Origin of the sequence: Micromonospora sp. NPDC049060 (genome assembly GCF_040649055.1) — a bacterium.
Classification (GTDB): domain Bacteria; phylum Actinomycetota; class Actinomycetes; order Mycobacteriales; family Micromonosporaceae; genus Micromonospora; species Micromonospora reichwaldensis.
In genome coordinates this window covers 1-20156 of the sequence record NZ_JBEZEV010000108.1, presented here as the reverse complement: position 1 = coordinate 20156, position 20156 = coordinate 1, and the positions used below count along the sequence as shown (strand labels likewise).

Sequence of the window (20156 nt, the reverse complement as noted above, 5' to 3'; positions counted from 1 at the left end):
ACCCCGGGACGTCGTACACCCGGCCCCTGCGACGCGGGGGCCGGCGCCGCCTGACGTCGGGCCGGGATGGCGAGGATCCTGCGCGCCGGCCTCCTGGCCGGGTCAGCGTTGCAGGCGGGCCGGCTTGCCCGAACCGCTGCGGCGGACCAGCCAGGTCACGGCGATGTGGGGGTGAACATGGCCTCGGCCGCGCCGTCCGGGTCGTGCGCGGGCGATGCGCTCGTAGACGCGCCGGCGGCCGCGGTTGGACGCCACGCACAGGGAGCGTTCGGTCCGGCCCATGTAGCGGGCGGTGTTGATGACCTGGCTCTCCAGCGCCTGTACGACACCGCGAGCGATGCGGTTTCCGGACGCCTGCATGACCGTGTCGTGGAAAGCCCGATCGTGCTCGTGGTAGGTGACGTGGTCGTCGACGAGCTCGTCCATGCGGTCCACCAGCGCGCGTAGCCGGTCAATGCTCTCCGCGTCGGCGAGGCGGGCGGCGACGTTCGCCATGTCGGACTCCAGCACCCGCCGGGTGGCGACGAGGTCGTCGAGGATGGCGAGGCTGTCGTCCTCTGCAATCCCGGGTCGATGAGCAGCACGCTGGCGCGGCCTTGCACGACGATGGTGTTGCTCTGGAGAAATTCGCTCTCGTGAACCAGTACGCCGTCCGCGACCTGCCCCAGCACGAGTTCGCCTCCCGGATGGCGTAGTGGTGCATCGTGACGCCGTGCTTGAACGATCGTTGCTCGAGCAGGTCGAGCTCGATCGGCATGTCCCAGTCATCGAACAGCGGCCGGCCGAAGCCGAGGATCGCCGGGTGGGTGAAGAGCAGCAGTTCGTCGAGAAGCCCCGCCCGGAGAAGCTGCGTGGCGAGCGCCGCGCCGCCCACACCGAGGGTGCCGTCGGCAGGGAGCGCCACGGGCTGATTGTGGTTTCCGCGGATCCACAAGGCGTCTTCAAGGTGGCCAACGAAGGGCATGTCCGGCTGCCGACGATGGTTCGTCAGTGGTGCGGCCTCGCCGCCGGTGACCGCGTATTCATCGTGACTGACCGGCCAGCGGACGGCTGGTAGTTCACCCGCGAGCGAAGCTCGACGAGCTGATCACCCAGGGACGCCGAACTGCCATCGCTTCCGGCCGAGTGGTCGGTGATGCCTGGGTCCGGCTACGGGCAAATCCATGGACCATGCCGTCAACGGCGAGCGGGACATCCTCGGCCTGTGAGCCGGCGACGGCGGTGAAGGCGCCAAGTTCTGGCTGTCGGTGTTCACCGAGATCAAGCATCGAGGCGTCGAGGATGTGGCAGCCGTGCAGGATTTGCTTGCCCTGGTGGGCTCGAACTCCGGGTGGAGCTTGCGGATATGTGGTCGTGGTCATGCTGGTGCTCGTGTAGAACGGCGTCGTGGATGTTGAGGAGATCCAGGGTGGTACCAGCCGGATCCGCGCTCACCGTGCAGATCTGATCCTTGGCACCCGCTGGCACGGGCTGCTCCTCGATGTCACGTCTGCGCCCCGACGTGCGGGACTTGCGGTGGAGGTCACTGGGGGTGGGCGTCTTCAGATCCGGCAGGGATCGGCGGTCGTGTTCCTTGCCCGCCAGCACGCTGCTTACCTCTATGTCGATTACCTGCGATTGAACGGCTACAGGTCGGTCATGCCACCTATCCGATCGGTGGAGACCCGCCAACTCGGCGGGGCCCCGGCTGCAGACCGGAACATGCGATGGGCGTACCGGTTCGCGGACCTGCTCACCACCAGCAGGGTCGGGCCGCTGCATTCGAGCCGGTGGTTGTTGCAGGCAAGCGCACCGTACCTGCGGTATGTGGCGACGTGCGGGTCGGTCTTCAAGCCCGCCCCCATCGCCGACCGCTGGTCCGAGCTGTTGGTCGACGATAGTGCCGGTGAGCTTGACTGGTACGGCCACGGCGGCAGCGGTCTAGTGCTCCCCATGCGACCGATGTCCCGGCACGACGATGCGCGGGTGAAGGCGTACCGCAAGCAGGTCCGCGACGGCACGGTGCCGCCGATCCTGTTGTGGTGGGTGAGTAGCCTCGACTGCTATCTGCTCCTCGACGGGCATGACCGGCTTGCCGCGTGCCTGGCCGAGGTGGTCGAACCACCACTGATGACGCTGATGGCGGTCGTTGACGCCGACGAAGTGGACCGGCGGAACGCGTGGTCGGTGCGCCATCATGTCGACACCGTCTCCCACATTGAACGCGAAATCGCGAAGGGCACGCCGGGAGCCGCGCGCGCTCTGGTCACCGAGCAACGGCGGCTCGCCGACGATCTCGTGACGCCGAATTTCGGCGCGAAGCCTACCCGGGCCTGGATGCTCCCCGGCGGCGTACCCGCATGGAACCGCGCAGCAGCCCTGGCCGACCCTGTATGGGCGGAACATCATCGCTGACCGCACCATGGCCGGTTCGCGGCTCGGCCATCGTCGCTCATGCACGACCCGCGGCTGTGCATCAGGCGACGATGGGGGACACGACCACCGGCATCGGCTCGGCAGATCAACGCCTTGCCGGACCCTTCCTGAAGTGACCCCTGAGGTCGCACACCTCCTGACTTGGCATCCTGCCGGGAACGAAGAGCCCTCCGTGTGCACGGAGAGCTGCTGACGTTGATCTTCATGGCCGGCGGGATACCCGGCCATGAGCACGAGGTGCTCGTGTTGCCCGGGAAGGCCACGACAAGCAGGACCTGGCCTCGCTGTCGCACCTCTCGCCGCGTACGGTCGAGTAGCACGTCGCCAGCCTGCTGCTCAACACCGGGCACGCGAACCGCAGGGCGCTGCGCGGCAGCGTCGACGACCTGCTGCGGCCCAGACAGCCGGGCCGGAAGCCTGCCGTGACCGACGGCCGGGACGCGTGGTCCCGGCGGGTGCCGGAACCCGCGACTGTCACGCACGCCCTACCGGCCCCCGGGCGGGGCGGTGCTGCCGCGGACGGTGAGTGTCGTGGCCAGCTCCATGCCGACCTGGGTCGTCCGCTCTCCCCGGCCCAGGGCGAGCGCGAGTTCGGTGGCCGCCACCGCCATCTCGACGATCGGCTGACGTACGGTGGTCAGCGGCGGGTCGATCAGGGCGGCGATGGGCAGGTCGTCGAAGCCGACGACGCTGAGGTCCGACGGGATGCGCAGGCCGAGGTCGCGGGCGCCGCGGTAGACGCCGACCGCCTGGAGGTCGTTGCCGGTGACGACGGCCGTCGGCCGTGGCTCGCGGCTCAGCAGCGCCAGGGCGGCCTCGTGGCCGGCCTCGGCGGTCAACGGAGCGTTGCTGATCAGCCCCGGATCGACCGTGAGGCCGGCGGCGTCCATGGCGGCGCGGTGGCCGTCGAGCCGGGCGCGGCTGCACAGGACGTGCTCCGGCCCGGCGATGACGGCGATGCGGCGGTGGCCGAGCCGGATGAGGTGGCGGGTGGCTGATCGGCCACCGGTCCAGTTGGTGGCGCCGACGAAGTGGACGTCGTCGGGCAGTTCGCTCGTGGGGTCGAGCACGACGAAGGGGATGCCCCTGGCACGTAGCTGGTCGCGCTGCTCGTCGGTCAACTGCGCCACGGTGATGACGCAGTCGGGGCGGCGGGCGAGGGTGTCGTCGATCCAGTAGTGGATGGCGCTGCGTTCCGGCCCGAACTCGGTCAGCACGACGCCGACGCGCTGTTCACGCGCGACCCGCTCGACCCCGCGGATGATCTCGATGCCCCACATGTGCTGCAACTCGTCGAAGACGAGCTCCATCATGTTGCTGCGGGTGACCGGCGACGACCGGCGGTATCCGTACCGGCTGATCAGGGCCTCGACCCGAGCCCGGGTGTCGGCGGAGACGCCGGACCGGCCGTTGATGACCTTGGACACCGTCGGGACGGACACGCCGGCGCTCCGGGCGATGTAGGAGATCGTCACGGGCCGGGACGGATCGTCCGGCCTTTGGTCCTGGCCGGTGACCACCTCGCCTGACTCGGCGTGCGACACTCCAGCCCCCTCTCCTCGCCGGCCGGTCCGGGTCACGGCGCCAGGATGGTGCCGGCCACGTCGAGCGGTTCGTAGTCGAACCAGTCGACGTGGACGGTGCCGGAGGCGGCGTACACGCCGATCACCCGGCCGGTGAACCCGCCGGCCACCTCGGTGGACAGGTATCGGCCGTCGAGTTCGGCGAGCGGGTCGAAGGTGCCGTCGGGGTGCTGGATGCCGAGGCGCAGCACGTCGGGCTCCTCGCACGGGTGCCAACTGCCGGGCGGGGAGGCGACCACGTCGACGCCGAGCTGGACCGGGCCCGGTGCCACCGGACGGGTGGCGACGGTCGGGCGCACCGAACCCAGCCGGGCCACGACCCGCACCAGGCCGTCGCCGACCTCGATGTCGTAGTGGTGCCGCTCGTCCAGGCGTACGGCGAGCCCACCCACGCCCTCGGCCGGGTCGACCAGCGCCCGGACGCGGCAGGACAGGTGCTGCTGGCGACGGCCGACGAAGGTCACGTCCGGCTCGTCGAGCGACGCTCCGCGGGCGTGGAGGGTGAGCCAGCCCGGGCGGGCCGCCGTCGACCAGCACCCGGCGGGTCGGGACCGCACCGACACCCAGCGCGGATCCAGCCGGGCGTCGTCGAAGTCGTCGCGGACGGGTGGCGCGGGCACCGGCCGGGGCGGCCACGGTGGCGCGGGCATGACCGGGCTGACGTCGCCGACCACCGGCCACCCGTCGACCCAGGTGACCGGTGCGAGGTACGTCTCCCGGCCCAGGACGTGCCATCCCGGGGTGCCACCGCCCGGCCGTACGCCCAGCAGCGCCATCCACCAGGAGCCGTCGGGCGCTTGGACGAGGTCGGCGTGGCCGGTGTTCTGGATCGGCCGGTGCGTGCCGCGGTGGGTGAGGATCGGGTTGGCCGGGCAGGGCTCGAACGGCCCGTCGGGCGCGGGACCACGGGCGATGGACACGGCGTGCCCCCGCTCGGTGCCGCCCTCGGCGATCAGCAGGTACCAGAGGTCGCCGATCCGGTACAGGTGCGGGGCCTCCGGGGCCTGCGCGCCGGGTGCGCCGGACCACGTCCGGCGCGGCGGGCCGAGCGTCCTGCCGGTGTGCGGGTCGACGCGCACCTGGTGGATGCCGGCCGTCGTGCACCAGCAGTCGCCGTTCTCGTCCCAGGCCAGGTCCGGGTCGATGCCGGCGACGTCGGGCAGCCGCACCGGCTCCGACCACGGGCCGGCGGCGTCCGTGGCGGTGAAGACCATGGTGCCGGCGTCGGGCGCGACGTTGGTGACGATGAGCCAGAACCGGCCGTCGTGGTGGCGCAGCGTGGGCGCGTAGACGCCGCCGGACGAGGGCATCTGCGGTGGCAGGGAGAGCTGGCTCGGCCGGTCCAGCGCGTTGCCGATCTGCTCCCAGTGCACGAGGTCGCGGCTGCGGAAGATCGGCACGCCCGGGAAGTACTCGAAGCTGGAGCAGGCGAGGAAGTAGTCCTCGCCGACGCGGCAGATGCTCGGGTCCGGGTGCATACCGGGGATCACCGGGTTGCGGAACGTACCGTCGGCCCAGCGCGGCGGACCGGCCCCAGGCTCGGGGGCGGCCGTCTCCTGCTGCGCGATGCTCATGCGGCTCCCCACGGGCTGAGAGAAATTTTTTCTATCGACAGCGATAGTTGCCCGGAAAGGCTAGGAAAGCGGGCCGGTGAAGTCAACGTCCTTGGCGATCGCCTGCCCGACATTGACGCCTGTCGAGGAAAAAGCGTACCGTCCAGCGCGAAACTTTCGCTGTCTCGGCGGCGGAGGGCGGGAGCAGCGCAGCGCACGCGGAGGAAGGGCACCTCCGCGCCAGATCCGTCCTGCGCCGGCCGGCACAGCCGGCCGGCGCGCAGGTCATTCCTCCTTCGAGCGCTGGAGAACCCATGCCCTCATCCACCTGCTCGTCGCCACGGCGACCGGCGGCCGTCCCCACCGCCACAACCTCAGGGACCGGCTCATGAGACTGCGAAGAACACGCCTGCGCGCTGGGGTCGTCGCCCTGGGCGTCGCCGCGCTGCTGACCACCGGCATGGTCGTGGCCACCACCGCCCAGGCCGCAGCTGGCTGCTCGGTCGCCTACGCGACGACGGCGCAGTGGCCGGGCGGCTTCACCGCCGACGTCCGGGTGACCAACCTCGGCGACCCGGTCAACGGCTGGCGCCTGGCCTGGGCGTTCCCGTCCGGGCAGCAGGTGACCCAGGCCTGGAACGCGACCGTGACCGCCTCCGGCAGCCAGGTCACCGCGACCAACGCGAGCTACAACGCGGCGATTGGCACGAACGCCACGGTGTCGTTCGGCTTCAACGGCTCCTGGTCCGGCAGCAACACGACGCCGTCCGCGTTCACGCTCAACGGAGTCGCCTGCACCGGCACGACGGGCCCGTCGACGAGCCCGACCGTCTCACCGTCCACCTCGCCCCGGCCGGCCGACCCGATGGCCACGGTGGCCGCGATGGAGCCCGGCTGGAATCTGGGCAACACCCTCGACGCCATCCCCGACGAGACGTCCTGGGGAAACCCGCTCACCACCCAGGCGCTGCTGCGCCACGTACGCTCCCAGGGCTACAAGAGCGGCGCCGCGGCCGGGCACGCCGCGGCGCCGCCGCCATCCTCATGACGCTCGTCTGGTTGATGACCTTCGTTCCTTCATGGACGGTCGCAGTGCGGGAGTGGCCCGTAGCAGTGCGGCTGGGGTTGAGCTCCTCGATCGGTACCGGGGGCAGCGGTTGGACGAGTTGTGGCTGGACCATGACCTGGGCGGGGACGACACGATCTGGCCGGTCGTGGAGGTGCTGGAACGGGCCGCCTTCGAGGATCGCCGGTTCGACATCGGTGTCGTCTGCGTCCACTCCGCCAACCCGGCTGGTGCCACGAAGATCGTCCAAGTTCTGCGGCACTGGGGCTACCAGGTCCACGTCGCGTCGGGCTCGACGGACGTCGGCTATCTCGACGGGACCGCCAGCGCGAGCTGACCGGTTGCAGAGCGCCAGAGCGACACAGGCCAGCCGACCTCGCGACTCGCAGCAGAAGCAGATAGTCGGCTATCGCGGGACTCGGCGCCCGAAGGACGAGGCGTGCTGGCCAGTTGGCTCTTGAGGGCATGCCGCCGAGTTACCACACTTACTCGCTATGAGTGCTAATACTCCAGCCGGGGATGTTGACCTTGGCTGAGCTGCGGCTTGCAGGACTTATTTCGATGATGGCACGGATCGTGCTTGCCTCAACACCCAGCGGCAGGCCGCCCGAGTCATGTTGGGCACACAGGCGTTTCCGACCTCGTTCCGTGTGGGGCAGGTGTTGCGGTGCAGCCTCGGGCACGTGGCATGTCGCCGTTCGCCGAATGCAAGCCTCCGCAGCTCGCTAATCTCCTGGTGGATGCTTGTTCCGTCAGCTGGAAAGCGAAATATTCTAATGGCAGAGGAAATCATCCGCGCGGCTGTCCACCCGGCGATCGGTGTGGCGCGGGTAGGAAACAGCGACAGTGAGTATTTCATCGGCCCGGAGATGCCGGATCCTCCGCCTCGTGAGCCGGGCTTCTACCGGGACCGGTCCGGGGCGATCAAACGTCAGGCCGCCCGGTTCCGGGTGTACGGGTACGACGCCAAAGGCCAAGTGGTCAAGGAGATCCTTCCCCAGGAGGGCACGTCCCTGCGCTGGAGCGTCGAGCTGGCCAACAAGAAGGCCGCCTGGTACCAGTTCCGGCTGGCGATGGACATCCCCGAAGCCGAGCAGGCCAAGAACGCCGAGCTGCGCAACGCCGACGTGCCGCGCGCCGAGCGCGACCGGCTGGAGATCAAGCCCGGTCCACGCGAGGTCAGTGGTGTCAATGTCAGCAGCGGTGCTGTCTTCGACACGGGAAAGTTCATGGGCATCCCCGTGTACCTCGGCGAGCTGCACACCGATGAGGAAGGGCGGCTGCTGGTCCTCGGCGGCAAGGGTGCCGCCGGCCCGTACGACAAGAAGTACGAGACGCTGAAGTCGTACGCCAACAACGACGGTTGGCACGACGACGTCTCCGACGGACCCGTGACCGCGAAAGTGACCATCGACGGCCGCGAGATACCGGTGGATCCGGCCTGGGTCATCGTCGGACCGCCCGACTACGCGCCCGGCGTCAAGAGCGTGCGCACGTTGTACGACCTGCTGTTCGACATGCACGTCGCCAGCGGTGTGCTGCCCTTTCCCGAGGTGTCGTTCCACGAGCACATCGCGCCGGTGCTGCGCCGGATGAGCGAGCTTCAATGGGTCAACCACGGGTTCGCCACCCGGTTCGGTTGGGGCGGGGCCGACTACTTTCTCGACGACTCCGTCATGGCCAAGCTCGCCCGGCCCGATCAGCAGTACGCGGAGCTGCGCACCCAGATCTACACGGCGCTGCGCCACATCGACCGGGACGGGATCTCCCCGGTGCCGTGGCCATGGATCTACGGCGACGCCATGTCGGTGCCGCCCCGCTCGGTGCGCCACCACGTGACGTTGTCACCCGTCCAGTACCGCATGTTCCGCTACTGGGCGGCGGGCAGGTTCGTGCCGGGCGACCCGCCCGCCTCCGGCAGGCAGTTCCGTGACGTGGCACTGGATCTGCAACCGGAGACGCTCGACCGTGCCGCGCTCGACTTCTGCCTGGCCGACGCGTTCCACCCGGGTTGCGAGGTGACCTGGCCCATCCGGCATCCGTCGATGTACCAGGGCCGTTTTCCGCATCCGGCACCGGCCCAGCGGCTGGCAGGAGCCGTTCTACGGGCCCTGGCTGACCCCGCAGAACGCGATGGCGGTGGACGGCCCGCTGTATGCCCAGGCTCCCGGCGACCTCACCCGCTGGATGGCCGTGCCGTGGCAGACCGACACCTCCGAGTGCCGTTCCGGTTACGCCAGTCAGGAGGAGATGGGCTTCACCGCCGGGTTCGACCCGTACCTGCCGACGTGGTGGCCCGCGACCGTGCCCAACCATGTGCTCACCGAAGCCGACTACCGCACGGTCATGGACACGCATCAGGACATCGAGGTGCGGCGCAAGGCCTTCGAGCAGCGGGCGGTGTGGTTCCGGGCGCTGCACGGCGACGATGAGCAGCAGCACAAGCAGATGGTGGAACTCTGGTCCAAGCTCGGCATCGTGGAGACCCGCGACGGCCCTGACGACGGCACGTTTCCCGCTGTCATGCGGGTGGAGTCGAAGCCACTGCTCGACCTCGACCAGGTGCCGTACACCCGCAACCTGATCGCCCTGCACGTGCCCGAGACGGCCGACGGCGCAGGGGTCTCCGATGACGAGGTCGGATACGTCATCGAGCAGAGCCCGTTCGACTCCGACGAGGTGCTGGTGGGCCGCTTCGACAAGGTCAGCCCGTACCGGGACCAGCTGTGAGCGGAGGCGGCCCGCCCCCCGGTTCCTGGTACGACGTCGTGGTGGCCGGCGGCGGTCCCGCCGGTACCGCCGCCACTGCGGCCCTGGTCCGCGCGGGCCGCTCGGTTCTGCTCGTTGACGCCGGCCACCGCGCGCCGCGGGCCGGGCAGGCCCTGCCCGGGGCGGCCCGCCGCATGCTGAACGAACTCGGCCTGCCCACTCCGGACGCGGCCGGCGGCCACCCACGATGCCTGGCCAACCTTTCGGCCTGGGACTCGGAGACGCTTGCCCGTGTCGACACGATCCTCGACCCGTACGGGCACGGCTGGCACCTGGACCGGCCGCTCTACGACCGCCAACTGCGCGCGGCCACCGTGGCCGCCGGAGCCCGGGCTCTCGACGACACACGGGTCACCGAGGCCGTGCGCGAGCCGGGCGGCGCGTGGACCCTACGGCTGCACACCGCGACGGGAGCCCGCTGGGTCAGGTGCGCGTGGCTGGTCGAGGCGACCGGCCGGGCCGGGGCCATCGCCCGTCGTCACGGCGGCCATTGCCGGACCACCGACCGGCTCGTCGGCGTCGAAGTCCGTGTCCCCGCAGCCGATCCGGTCCTGGCCGCCTCGCTGGTCGAGGCGGCGCCCGACGGGTGGTGGTACGCCGCGCCCGCGCCGAACAAGCACCGGGTGCTCACCTACTTCACCGATGCCGATCTGGCGCCGGGGGACCTGCACCGGCCGGTCCGGTACCGGGCGCTGCTGGCCAGGCTCCACCATGTGACCGCTCCTGGTCAGGATGTCGGAGAATGGGCCCCTCCGCGGCGGGTCGCCGCCCACAGCAGCCATCTCACCCTCCCGCACGGCGACGGGTGGATCGCCGCCGGTGACGCCGCCATCGCCTTCGACCCTCTCTCCAGCCAGGGCATCCTCACCGCCCTCTACACCGGGCTCGTCGCCGGCCGAGCCGCCGACCGGCACCTGCGCGGCGAGCGTGACGCCCTACCGGAGTACGCCGCGAACCTTGCCAGGATCCGGGCGGCGTACCGCCACCACCACCGCGCCGCGTACCAGCGGGAACAGCGGTGGACCTCGCGCCCCTTCTGGTGCCGGCGCCGGTAGTCATCTCCGCGGCCACGGTCTCCGGGCAGCACGCCGGTGCCGCATCCGCCTACCGGCAGCTGCTCCACCGCGGCACCGCGACCCACTCAACTTCGAGATCATGGAGGATCAATGGTGATCAAGCGCGGAACCGACATCGCCGACGCCGTGCCCAGCGCCATGTTCCCCTGGATCATCGACTGCGGCAGCTGGGGCGCCCGCCGGCCGAAGCCCCCCGGGGTGGTGCTGCTCGAAGGCACCACCCGGAAGATCATCCTTCACCACACCGGGGAGCCGGCACACAACACCACCGACTTCTCCCGCGAGCGGGCGGTGCGGTTGGCCAAGGACATCCAACGATTTCACCAGGACGAGAGGGGCTGGTCCGACTCCGGGCAGCACTTCACGGTCAGCCGGGGTGGTCATGTGCTGGAAGGACGGGCGTGCAGCCTCGAAACTCTGGAGACCGGCCTGGCCCAGGTCCGATCGGCGCACTGCCCCGGCCGCAACCACGACTCGATAGGCATCGAGAACGAGGGTTTCTACATCGAGGAGACCCCGACGCGGAAGCTGTGGGACTCGCTGGTGCGGCTCTGCGTCACGATCTGCCGGCAATACCAGCTCAGAGCGCACCACATCTTCGGTCACTGGGACTTCCGCAACACGCAATGTCCCGGCATCGGCTTCTACCGCCAGTTCCCGCAGCTGCGCCGCGAGGTGGCGGCCCAGCTCGGAACACAGATCGGGGAGGTCCCGGAGCGAACCTGGCCCGACATCTACGAGGTCGCCGAGGGTACGCCCGTCGGGGGCCCGGTGGTCACCGTCGCCCAGTACCTCCTGCGCAACGCCGGTTACCCCGTCCCGCTGACGGATGGCGGGCAGTGGTCCCCCGAGATGACCTCAGCCATCAGGGACTGGCAGCACAGGCACGGTCTTGCGGTGTCGCCGGACGGGACCATGACCGCAGAAACCTGGGAGACACTCGCTCCGGAGCTGGACCAGCACGCCACTGGCGATGTGGTCAGGGCGCTGCAAGGCATCCTCGTCGCCAAGGGATACGTCGATGTCGGCGTCGACGGCCAGTTCGACGATGCCACCGGGAGTGCCGTCAAGGACCTGCAGACGCTGCACGGCCTGCCCGCCAACGGCAAAGTGGACACCAGGACGTGGTGCGCCGTCACTGGCGGCGTGGTCCGCGAAGCCTTCGGGGACGCCCTTCATTCGTAGCGCCCAGGCGACAGGAACCAGGTTGCCTGGTCTCCGCACCTGCGGCAGCCTTCGCGACGTGATCGAGACGCGTGTGCTCACCGAGGGCGACTGGAAGACCTGGCGGAATCTGCGGCTCGCCGCGCTGGCAGAGGCGCCGTACGCCTTCGGTTCCCAACTGGCGGCCTGGCAGGGCGACGGCGACCGGGAGGAACGTTGGCGCGGTCGGCTGGCCGTTCCCGGCTCACACAACGTCGTGGCGACGCTCGACGGGCATCCCGTCGGCATGGCCAGCGGCGTGCCGACCGATCAGGATCGCGTGGTCGAGCTGATCTCGATGTACGTGGCGCCGGTGGGACGTGGCCGGAGTGTGGGCGACCACCTCGTGCGGGCGGTCGAGCAGTGGGCTCGGCTGGTTGGCGCGAGGACTCTTCGCCTGGCCGTGGCGGAGGGCAACAGCAACGCCTGGGCGCTCTACCGGCGCAACGGCTTCCGTGACACGGGTGAGCTCGGCGACCTCATGCCCGACGGTCTGCGTAGGGAGCACATCATGGCCAAGGAACTCACCGCCTAGCGGTCCGACGGTTCGGTGCCGTCAGGGGATGAGCCGGTCGAGCAGCTCGAACCGCTCGTACGGCTGGTCGTAGTCGCCGAAGTGCCCGTCGTCGCGCACGATCTGGGTGCCGCCGAGCCGCTCGAACATGGCGCGTCCCTGCCGGTCGTCGCAGCCGTACGGATCCTCGCGGGAGTTGATGAAGTAGATGTCCCGTACGTGCGACCGGATCGCGGCCCAGTCGTAGCCCTGCTGGAGGACCGGTTCCTCCTCCGTGTTGGGCCGCGTGCAGTACCCGGCGACCAGGATCGCCTGGGCGACGGTCACGTCCACGTGTTCCAGGAGCGCGAGCAGGAGGGCCGCGCCGCCGGAGTGGCCCACGAGGATGGTGTCCTCGTCGAAGCTGTGCCCGTTCAGCACCTTCGGCAGGAACGTGGCGATCGGCTCGACGTTGATACCCGGGTGGTGCGGCACCTCGACGGCGTATCCCCGGGCCGCGAGCCGCCCTGCCAGCCAGGGATACCAGCACGCGTCCGGGTTGCCGCCGGTCCCGTGGAAGATGATCGCCCTGCGCCCCACCGTGCCCCCTTCGGATCGACGTCCTGATCACACCACCTCTACCGCTGCGCTTCGAAATGCTCCTTCATCGCGGGGTAGTAGTCGTCGAAGTCCGGTGCCGGCCGGCCGTCGTGCGAGGCGGTCAACGCGTCCAGGTAGTACTCCCAGCCGGGTCCGACCTCGCCGACGCCCTCCGTGCCGGTCAGGTGCTGCGTGAACCGGAGCTCGGTCACGCCCGCGCTCTCGGCCAGCGTCATGTCCAGATGCCATTCGCCGTGCTCGTCGACCGCCGAGACCGCCAGCCGGTGCGGCGGTTCGCACGCGTCGATGGTCATGTCCATCCAGGGCTCGCCCTCCTCGTACGCCATCTGGACCTTGATCGTGCGGCCCGGCGCGGCGTCGCCCTGCCACGGGCCGAACCAGCGTGCCGTGCGCGCCGGATCGGTGAGGCTGGCCCAGACGTCCGCCACGGGAGCGCGGAACGTGCGGGTCAGCACGAGGTCGTCGCTGATCAGTCGGCCGGTGGGTGTGGGGCTCATGCGGTCTCCTTCTGGGCTGGGTGTCGCCCGGCGGCTGTCTGCCGCTCGCGGCGGGTGCGGTAGACCTCGGTCTCCAGCGCGTCGAGGCGGTGCTGCCAGCCGGACGGGCGCGTCAGTCGTCCCAACCACCCGGCCAGCTCGTCGAGCGGCGCGGTGACGAGTGTGTAGACGCGCCTGCGGCCGTCGGCCGTGTCGCGCACCAGGCCGGCCTCGCGTAACACGCGCAGATGACGGCTGACGGCCGCCCGGCTGATCACGAACCGGTCGGCGATCTGGCCGGCCGAGAGCGGCCCGTCACGCAGCATCAGCAGGATCTCCCGCCGAACCGGATCGGCGATCGCGGCTGCCACCTCGTCCACGCCGAAAGGGTAACCAGGTTGTTACGCTTTTGGCAACGTCGCGTCCACGGGTGGATCGGCTCACGCGTTGTCGCGCACGAACGCCCGCATGAGCTCGGCGCACTCCGCCGCGTGCGTCTCCAACAGGAGGTGGCCACCGTCGTAGATGTGCGCGTCCAGGCGATCGAGAACGCGGTGGTAGGCGAGGACCTCGTCGACGTCGAAGTACGCGTCGTGCCGTCCCCACAGCACGAGCGCCGGCGGCTGGTGAGCGCGGTGGTACTCGGCAAGTTCGTCGAAGCGGACGACGTGGTTGGCGTAGTCGGTGAACAGCGCGAACTGCGCGTCGACGTTGCCGGGCCGGCTCATGCGCTCCCAGTCGAGGTGCCACGCCTCGGGGGCGTGCAGGGCGCGCAGCCGTTCGGGCAGCCCGGCCAGGTACTGGTCGCGGGTACCGGCGAAGTTCAACCAGTCCGGCAGGTCGGCGCGCGTGGCGTCGGTCGGGTCGGCCCAGTAGGCCCGGGCGCTGTCCCACTGCTCGCCGAGGCCGTCCTGGTGCGCGTTGCCGCTCTGGACGATCAGGCCGCGGATGCGGGTCGGGGCGCGGGTGGCCAGGTGGTATCCCACCGGCGCGCCGAAGTCGTGCAGATAGACGAAGAGGCGCTCGATCCCGAGCTGGTCGAGAAGGTTCTCGATCGTCCAGGAGAGGTTCTCGAACGTGTAGTCGTAGTCGTCGACGGTTGGCGACGCGGACATCCCGAAGCCGGGCAGATCCGGCGCGATCACGTGCGCGACGTCGGCGAGGGTGGGCATGACCTCGCGGAACGTGTGCGACGAGGAGGGGAACCCGTGCAGCAGCAGCACCGCCGGCTGGCCGGGACGCCCGGCCTCGCGGAAGAACACTTCCAGTCCGTCGACGTCGGCCCGTCGATGGCGGACCTTCTGGACGGCCCGCATGGCGTCCTCCTCCCGGCTGCGTCGGCTCCGAGTCTGACGTGCGTGGTGCCGGTGGTCACCGTCGCGTCCGGCTACGGCCGCGAGGATCAGATGTACGCCGAACAGCAGCGGGACACCGACACCGCCCACCCCATCGTGCCGGATCCGAACCGACCTTGCCCGGCCATCCCGACATCCGTAGCTCGTCGAGGTTGCCGGCGTACCGGTAGGCGGTGCGGTGGTCCGGCCGCGCGAACAGCTCCGACTCGCCCGAGCACACAGCAGCGAGCAGGCCCGGCCGGTACCACCAGCCGTTCGCGCCCTCGGCGGGCAGCCGATTAGCTACCGTGCGAGCAGGGAGCGCAGGACCTTGATGATCTCGTCAGGCGCTTCCTCGGCCATGAAGTGCCCGGCCGACGTGGTGCGGTGGTCCAGATCAGCAGCCCAGGTGTGCCACAGCGCGGCGGCGTCGTAGCCGAGTGCGGCTCCCCAGTCCTGCTGGACGACGGTGGCCGGCATGGGCAGCCGGTTCCCGGCGGCTCGGTCGGCCTGGTCGTGTTCGATGTCGATGCCGGCCGAAGCGCGGTAGTCGGCGACGATGGAGGGGACCGCCTCGCGGGAGGCATTCAGGTACTCCGCCCGCAGGTCCGCAGGAATTGCCTGGGGATTCTTGGCCCATACGTCGAGGAAGTAACCGAAGAAGGCGTCCGCGCTGGCGCTGATCATCTGCTCGGGCAGGCCGGGCGGCTGGGCCATCAGGTACAGGTGGAAGGCAACGGCGGCGGAGGACCCGTGCAGGATGTCCCACATGTCCAGCGTCGGCAGGACGTCGAGGATGGCGAGGTGGGTGATCGTGGCGGGATGGTCGAGGCCGGCGCGGATGGCGACGAGGGCCCCACGGTCGTGTCCGGCCAGGGCGAAGCGCTCGTGGCCGAGCCTGCTGGCGAGGGTGACGATGTCGGCGGCCATGGTCCGCTTGGAGTACGTGTCGACGTCGCGCGCGTCGGGCTTGTCGCTTGCCCCGTAGCCGCGCAAATCAGGACAGATCACGGTGTGGTCGGTGGCCAGGTCGACGGCGACGTGCCGCCACATGACGTGGGTCTGCGGAAAGCCGTGCAACAGCACGATCGGGCTTCCCGTACCCCCCACCGCCACGTTCATCGTCACGTCCCCGTCGACCGCGACGCGCTGGTAGTCGAAACCGGGAATGGTGATAGTCATGGTCGTCCTCTTCTCGTTCGGTGGGCGGTTCCAGCGTGCCGGTCGCGGATGAGCAAACGATGAGCGCGATACGTTGGACCGCGCAGGCGCGGAAGGGCGGTTCGATCGGTGCAGGTCAGGTTCGGTGTTCTCGGGCCGGTCGTCGCTTGGGACGGCGTCGGCGCGCCGATAGACCTGAAAGGGCCGAAACACCGCGCGGTGCTGGCGCGACTCCTCGTCGGGCGCGGTCGGGTGGTACCGGTCGACCGCCTCGTCGATGACCTGTGGCAGGAGCCCTCACCAGGTGCGGTGGGCAGCGTCCGCACGTTCGTGGCGGCGTTGCGGCGCGCGCTGGAGCCGCAGCGTGCACCGCGCGAGCCGGCTCGGTTGCTGGTCACCGAGGGCCCGGGCTACGCGCTCAGGGTGGCGCCGGACGCGGTCGACGCCTGGCGGTTCGAGAACGAGGTCGCCGCCGCGTCCACCGCGCCGCCGCAGGAGGCACTCGAGCGGCTCGATCGTGCCCTGGGCTGTTGGCGGGGGCCCGCGTTCGCCGGCATCGACGACGAGCCGTGGGCGCGCGTCGAGCGTTCCCGCCTCGAACAGCTACGGCTGAACGCGATCGAGCAGCGGGCCGAGGCGCGACTGACTGTCGGGCGCGCCTCGGACGTCGTACCCGATCTCGACGCCCACGTAGCCGAGCATCCGTGGCGGGAGGAGGCGTGGCGGCTGCTGGCGCTCGCCCTGTACCGCGCGGGACGCCAGGTTGATGCGCTTGCGGTACTGCGCCAAGCCCGCAGCCTGCTCCTGGAACAACTCGGCGTCGATCCGAGCCCGCGACTGCGTCGCCTGGAGACCGACATCCTCCGCCAAGCCGATCGGGTCGGCGACGGGCTGGGCTCACCGGAACCGCAACGGATCTGGGCGGAGACCGCAGCGGCATACGACCGTACGGTGGCGTCCGGCTCCGCGTCCCGACTGGAGTCGACGGTCGGCCTGCTGCGAAGTCTCGCCGTGACGGGGGCGAGGGGACTTGAGGCGGCGCGGGAACAGCGGATCGCGGCCATCGCCGCCGCCGAGCAGTTGGGTGATCCCGACCTCACCGCCCGGGTGATCGGCGGCTACGACGTACCCGCGATCTGGACGCGCTCGGATGATGCGGCGCAGGCGACGCGGATCGTGACGGCGGCCGAGCGGGCCCTGGCTGCCCTTCGTCCTGGCTCGTCCGAGGCCACCCGAGCCCGACTGCTGGCCACGATCGCGGTGGAGTCACGCGGTACCCGCGCGGCACGCGGACCCGAGGCGGCCCAGGAAGCGGAGCGGATCGCGCGCCGGCTGGGCGACCCGGCACTGCTGGCCTTCGCTCTGAACGGCGTGTTCATGCAGACCTTTCACCGCGCGGGCCTGGCTCCCCAGCGGGACCAGGTCGGCGCCGAGCTCGTCGCGCTCTCCGCCCAGCACGGCCTGGGGACGTTCGAGATCCTCGGTCATCTCGTCCAGTTGCAGGCCCGCAGCGCGCTCGCGGACTTCGCCACCGCCGACCAGCACGCCACCGCAGCGGACCGGCTCGCCGAACGGCACGACCGCCCGCTGGTCGGCGTGTTCACCCAGTGGTACCGCGCACTGCGACTGGCCGCGACCGAGCCGTCGCCGCGGGCCGCGGAAGCGGCCTACCGCAACGGGGCGGCACAGCTCGCCAACGCCGGCATGCCCGGCGTCGAGCGGGGCCTCCTTCCACTGGCCCTGCTATGCCTGCGCGTGTCGCAGGGCGAACTGCTCCGCTTCGACGATGAGACCGACTGGGGCCCCTACACGCCCTGGGCGCGTCCACTCGTGCTACTGGGACGGGACCGCCCGGCCGATGCCACCGCGGCGCTGCGTCAGACCCCGGATCCGCCGCGCGACCTGCTGTTCGAGGCCGTGTGGTGCCTCACTGCCCAAGCTGCAATCGCCCTGGACGACCGGCCGGCGATGAAACGCGCCCGGACCGAACTCACGCCGGCTGCCAACGAGCTGGCCGGAGCCGGCAGCGGCATGCTCACCGTCGGCCCCGTCGCACGCCATCTCGATGACCTCGACGCGGCCCTCAGCCGCAGCCGATGAGCCGGAGAGCTGGGGCCGGGAAGTGCAGGTCGTCGCGGGTCGCCAGGCCACTACGAGCACGCCCTCCCGCTTCGCGTTCAGCCTGCCGCCGACGACCGACAGCATGCCTTGATCACCTACGCGTATTCCAGTCGTTCCAGCCGATCAAGTACCGCACGGGGCAGTTCGTGCGCCTCCAGGCGGAAGGGCTTCCAGCGATCGTTGGAAGCTTCCTTCATCGACGCACTGAAGCGATACCGCCCCCGTCTACTTGGGTCGCCGAGGGTACTGGCGTACGTCTTGCTGGGGACGAGCCACGCCTTCATCACGACCCCATTAACTACGTCGGTTGCCGCAGGCGGTCCTTCACGGCGTTGACGGCGGCGATCCGTCCCCTCGGGGTGGCCGGCCGGCAAGGTCGGACAGCGGCGGAAGGTAATTCCCGTCGATCCCTGGGGCCATTGGTCAGATGACGGCGGCCGTAGGATTCGGCAGTGAATGACGCCCCCAGCGCGGATCATCGACCTTCGGCGTTCATGACCGACTGGGCGCGGCTGCCGGTCAGCCATTGCCAGTACGAGGTGTTCACAGCGCCGGGTGTGTCCGGCATGGGGATCTACATCCTCGGCGACGACCTGCTACACGTCCGCGGGCCGAGTCAGTTCACCGGTTTCTGCGGTATTCACACCGGGTGGATCGAGGCACGCGTTCGTGTGCTGTCCGGGCCTGCGGCAGAGGCCGACGACGGCTGGGACGCGATCAGTGAAGTGACCCTGTGGAGTCCCAGCGGTCGGTTGTCGGTCATCGGCTTGATGGGTGGCACCACGGACGCCCTTACCGATGTGGCCGTCCCCCGTGGGCTTGTCAGGGTGCGGGTGCACGCACGCGACCGACTGCACGAGACGGTACGCACTGACGGTGACCCGCCCGAGCGGCACGAGTTGCACATCTGGGGAGTTTCCGAGGAGATGCCGTGGCGCACCGTGCTGGCCGACCCCGCAGGTCGCGACTGGGAGCAGCAGCCGGCGAAGGCCGCGGAGTGGGCGATGCTGTCGCTGGTACCTCGCCCGTCCGCCCGCCCGGGCATCCTGCCGCTGTTGCCAGCAGGTCACCCCTACGAGGACGACGCCGACCTGTCCCGGGTGGCGGTGGTCCGTCGTCGCCCCGCGCCGATCGAGGTCCCGGCCGAGGTGCTGCCCGTCGGCGACCTGGAGGTTCGTCTGGAGCGGGTCGACGACGAGACCTTCACCTGGTCGTGGGCCACCGCTGTCGAACCGATCTTCCCTCATCCGTTGACGACGCTGCCGGAGGACGAGCCGAGTGCCGTACGGGTGATGTCCGGCTCTGGCGGCTTCACGCTGCGGCACGAGGGAGTGTTGGGCCGGCACGCCTTCGCCCTCAGTCTGATCTGGGACCATCTGCTCGACACCGCCGGGTCGTACCCGTGGATTCAGACGCTGCGTGGGCAGGCCGCCGAGGCAACCGTGCTGGCGGAGAAATCCCGCCGTCTGCAGGCCGAGCGCGACGCCGAGCGGTGGGGAGGCGCTCCGCCGTCGGATCGTGTCCGTGGACTCCTCGGCCAGGCGCAGTCGATGGCCCGGATCGACCGCCGGCTACTCGACCGCATCGCTGCGCTGCCCGCCGCCCGCCAGCGGAAGGCAGCATGCTGGGCGGCCCGCCATGCGATGCGAGTGGCCGGGCTGGAGCAGATCGGGTGGATTGCCGACGCCCTCGCCGCGGCCGAGGGTGACCGTCCACTGCCCCGATCCCTCACCGAGCAGAGCGGCAGTGCCGCGTTCAACCGGCTCATGTCCGATCCCGAGATTCCGCACACCACCGTCACCCTCCGCCTGGGCCCGCCAGGAATCGGCACCCGCACCGTCGCAGGGGCACTTCAGCAGGCCGCCGCGTTTCCCGCCCTGATCGCCCTGGCGAACGACGATCCGCTGGCTGCTGCAATCGACGCCATCTACAACGCGGCGATCGCCCATGGCGAGGACCGCGACCGCTTCCTCACCGACACCCACGCCGCCCTGAGTTGAGCTTCCGATTCGGCAGGCCAGGCAGGAGGCGCGACGTGACCTACGACGACGCAGGCCCTGGCCTGGTTACGTCACGGAGAGGACTCGCGTGACGTCCCAAGGCGATCGCAGGCAAACCCTTGCCCTCCAACGGAAGTAGCCTTAGGTTGCATCGATAATCCTCAGCGGGGAGCCTCGCCCTGACCCTCCTCAGAATGTCAGTCACGGCGATCTGCGGCCCGAGGATCTCGGTGGCATCGCCTATCTGCGTGGACTTTCGAGACGGGGGTTCATCACAGGCGCCGC

18 protein-coding genes and 4 pseudogenes are annotated in these 20156 nt (G+C 70.1%); 13 read left to right on the top strand and 9 right to left on the bottom strand.

The genetic code is table 11. From position 1 onward, the window contains the following. Positions 1-102: 102 nt before the first annotated feature. Together AB0B83_RS27070 and AB0B83_RS27065 are read right to left on the bottom strand one after the other, a co-directional pair. Positions 103-540: an FCD domain-containing protein gene (locus AB0B83_RS27070; RefSeq protein ID WP_357580521.1), complete on the bottom strand. Its 438-nt coding sequence runs from the start codon at positions 538-540 to the stop codon at positions 103-105. Further along, positions 452-817: a hypothetical protein gene (locus tag AB0B83_RS27065; protein ID WP_357580520.1), complete on the bottom strand. Its 366-nt coding sequence runs from the start codon at positions 815-817 to the stop codon at positions 452-454. Before AB0B83_RS27065 ends, AB0B83_RS27070 begins: the two co-directional genes overlap by 89 nt. On the opposite strand from AB0B83_RS27065, the gene AB0B83_RS27060 reads away from it, so the two are divergent. The 3 genes and pseudogenes from AB0B83_RS27060 to AB0B83_RS27050 all read left to right on the top strand — a co-directional run bounded on the left by AB0B83_RS27060 (position 713) and on the right by AB0B83_RS27050 (position 2394). Continuing rightward, positions 713-1057 carry a hypothetical protein gene (locus AB0B83_RS27060; RefSeq protein WP_357580522.1) on the top strand — a complete coding sequence of 115 codons (345 nt, stop codon included), beginning with the start codon at positions 713-715 and terminating at the stop codon, positions 1055-1057. The two genes, AB0B83_RS27065 and AB0B83_RS27060, sit on opposite strands and share 105 nt — an antisense overlap. Positions 1058-1181: 124 nt before the next feature. Continuing rightward, a pseudogene (locus AB0B83_RS27055) lies at positions 1182-1283 on the top strand (transposase); the annotation flags it as partial. Positions 1284-1386: 103 nt separating this feature from the next. After that, the gene (locus AB0B83_RS27050) at positions 1387-2394 is read left to right on the top strand and encodes a hypothetical protein (RefSeq protein ID WP_357580518.1); all 1008 of its coding nucleotides are present in this window, start codon (positions 1387-1389) and stop codon (positions 2392-2394) included. Between the two features lie 506 nt (positions 2395-2900). Here the strand turns inward: AB0B83_RS27050 and AB0B83_RS27045 are convergent. Together AB0B83_RS27045 and AB0B83_RS27040 are read right to left on the bottom strand one after the other, a co-directional pair. Next, positions 2901-3890 carry a LacI family DNA-binding transcriptional regulator gene (locus tag AB0B83_RS27045; protein ID WP_357580517.1) on the bottom strand — a complete coding sequence of 330 codons (990 nt, stop codon included), beginning with the start codon at positions 3888-3890 and terminating at the stop codon, positions 2901-2903. Between the two features lie 101 nt (positions 3891-3991). Continuing rightward, positions 3992-5572, bottom strand: a complete 1581-nt coding sequence (locus AB0B83_RS27040) for a glycoside hydrolase family 43 protein (protein ID WP_357580516.1) — start codon at positions 5570-5572, stop codon at positions 3992-3994. A 439-nt stretch (positions 5573-6011) separates the two neighbouring features. On the opposite strand from AB0B83_RS27040, the pseudogene AB0B83_RS27035 reads away from it, so the two are divergent. From AB0B83_RS27035 to AB0B83_RS27000, 8 genes and pseudogenes are all read left to right on the top strand, one after another. Then, positions 6012-6401: pseudogene (locus AB0B83_RS27035) on the top strand (cellulose binding domain-containing protein); the annotation flags it as partial. 205 nt (positions 6402-6606) lie between these two features. After that, positions 6607-6954 carry a cyclic-phosphate processing receiver domain-containing protein gene (locus AB0B83_RS27030; protein WP_357580519.1) on the top strand — a complete coding sequence of 116 codons (348 nt, stop codon included), beginning with the start codon at positions 6607-6609 and terminating at the stop codon, positions 6952-6954. Positions 6955-7231: 277 nt separating this feature from the next. Then, positions 7232-8668: pseudogene (locus AB0B83_RS27025) on the top strand (LodA/GoxA family CTQ-dependent oxidase); the annotation flags it as partial. Beyond that, positions 8655-8807, top strand: a pseudogene (locus tag AB0B83_RS27020) (hypothetical protein); the annotation flags it as partial. The pseudogenes AB0B83_RS27025 and AB0B83_RS27020, both read left to right, overlap by 14 nt. 156 nt (positions 8808-8963) lie before the next feature. Further along, positions 8964-9347, top strand: a complete 384-nt coding sequence (locus AB0B83_RS27015; RefSeq protein ID WP_357580515.1) for a hypothetical protein — start codon at positions 8964-8966, stop codon at positions 9345-9347. Continuing rightward, the gene (locus AB0B83_RS27010) at positions 9344-10441 is read left to right on the top strand and encodes an FAD-dependent monooxygenase (protein ID WP_357580514.1); all 1098 of its coding nucleotides are present in this window, start codon (positions 9344-9346) and stop codon (positions 10439-10441) included. Before AB0B83_RS27015 ends, AB0B83_RS27010 begins: the two co-directional genes overlap by 4 nt. Before the next feature lie 111 nt (positions 10442-10552). Then, positions 10553-11647, top strand: a complete 1095-nt coding sequence (locus tag AB0B83_RS27005) for an N-acetylmuramoyl-L-alanine amidase (RefSeq protein ID WP_357580513.1) — start codon at positions 10553-10555, stop codon at positions 11645-11647. Positions 11648-11705: 58 nt separating this feature from the next. Beyond that, entirely contained in the window at positions 11706-12200 is a 495-nt protein-coding gene (locus AB0B83_RS27000; protein WP_357580512.1) for a GNAT family N-acetyltransferase, read from the top strand. A 21-nt stretch (positions 12201-12221) separates the two neighbouring features. Here the strand turns inward: AB0B83_RS27000 and AB0B83_RS26995 are convergent, their stop codons facing one another. From AB0B83_RS26995 to AB0B83_RS26975, 5 genes are all read right to left on the bottom strand, one after another. Then, the gene (locus tag AB0B83_RS26995; RefSeq protein WP_357580511.1) at positions 12222-12758 is read right to left on the bottom strand and encodes an alpha/beta hydrolase; all 537 of its coding nucleotides are present in this window, start codon (positions 12756-12758) and stop codon (positions 12222-12224) included. Positions 12759-12796: 38 nt separating this feature from the next. Continuing rightward, complete coding sequence (locus AB0B83_RS26990; protein WP_357580510.1) at positions 12797-13276, bottom strand: SRPBCC family protein; 480 nt, start codon at positions 13274-13276, stop codon at positions 12797-12799. Then, entirely contained in the window at positions 13273-13635 is a 363-nt protein-coding gene (locus AB0B83_RS26985) for a metalloregulator ArsR/SmtB family transcription factor (RefSeq protein ID WP_357580509.1), read from the bottom strand. Before AB0B83_RS26985 ends, AB0B83_RS26990 begins: the two co-directional genes overlap by 4 nt. 60 nt (positions 13636-13695) lie before the next feature. After that, positions 13696-14571 (bottom strand): alpha/beta hydrolase, encoded by an 876-nt coding sequence (locus AB0B83_RS26980; protein WP_357580508.1) that lies wholly within the window; start codon positions 14569-14571, stop codon positions 13696-13698. A gap of 321 nt (positions 14572-14892) precedes the next feature. Next, complete coding sequence (locus AB0B83_RS26975) at positions 14893-15771, bottom strand: alpha/beta hydrolase (protein ID WP_357580507.1); 879 nt, start codon at positions 15769-15771, stop codon at positions 14893-14895. Between the two features lie 108 nt (positions 15772-15879). Here AB0B83_RS26975 and AB0B83_RS26970 point away from each other — a divergent pair, with 108 nt between their 5' ends. Beyond that, complete coding sequence (locus AB0B83_RS26970) at positions 15880-17850, top strand: BTAD domain-containing putative transcriptional regulator (RefSeq protein WP_357580506.1); 1971 nt, start codon at positions 15880-15882, stop codon at positions 17848-17850. Positions 17851-18323: 473 nt separating this feature from the next. Then, positions 18324-19871: a hypothetical protein gene (locus tag AB0B83_RS26965; RefSeq protein WP_357580505.1), complete on the top strand. Its 1548-nt coding sequence runs from the start codon at positions 18324-18326 to the stop codon at positions 19869-19871. The last annotated feature ends 285 nt before the right edge of the window (positions 19872-20156 follow it).

Excerpts from the sequence above, each read along its gene's own strand:
- AB0B83_RS26975 (WP_357580507.1), bottom strand. The coding sequence starts at position 15,771 with ATGACTATCACCATTCCCGGTTTCGACTACCAGCGCGTCGCGGTCGAC.
- AB0B83_RS26990 (WP_357580510.1), bottom strand. The coding sequence starts at position 13,276 with ATGAGCCCCACACCCACCGGCCGACTGATCAGCGACGACCTCGTGCTG.
- AB0B83_RS26980 (WP_357580508.1), bottom strand. The coding sequence starts at position 14,571 with ATGCGGGCCGTCCAGAAGGTCCGCCATCGACGGGCCGACGTCGACGGA.
- AB0B83_RS27040 (WP_357580516.1), bottom strand. The coding sequence starts at position 5,572 with ATGAGCATCGCGCAGCAGGAGACGGCCGCCCCCGAGCCTGGGGCCGGT.
- AB0B83_RS27005 (WP_357580513.1), top strand. The coding sequence starts at position 10,553 with ATGGTGATCAAGCGCGGAACCGACATCGCCGACGCCGTGCCCAGCGCC.
- AB0B83_RS27015 (WP_357580515.1), top strand. The coding sequence starts at position 8,964 with ATGGACACGCATCAGGACATCGAGGTGCGGCGCAAGGCCTTCGAGCAG.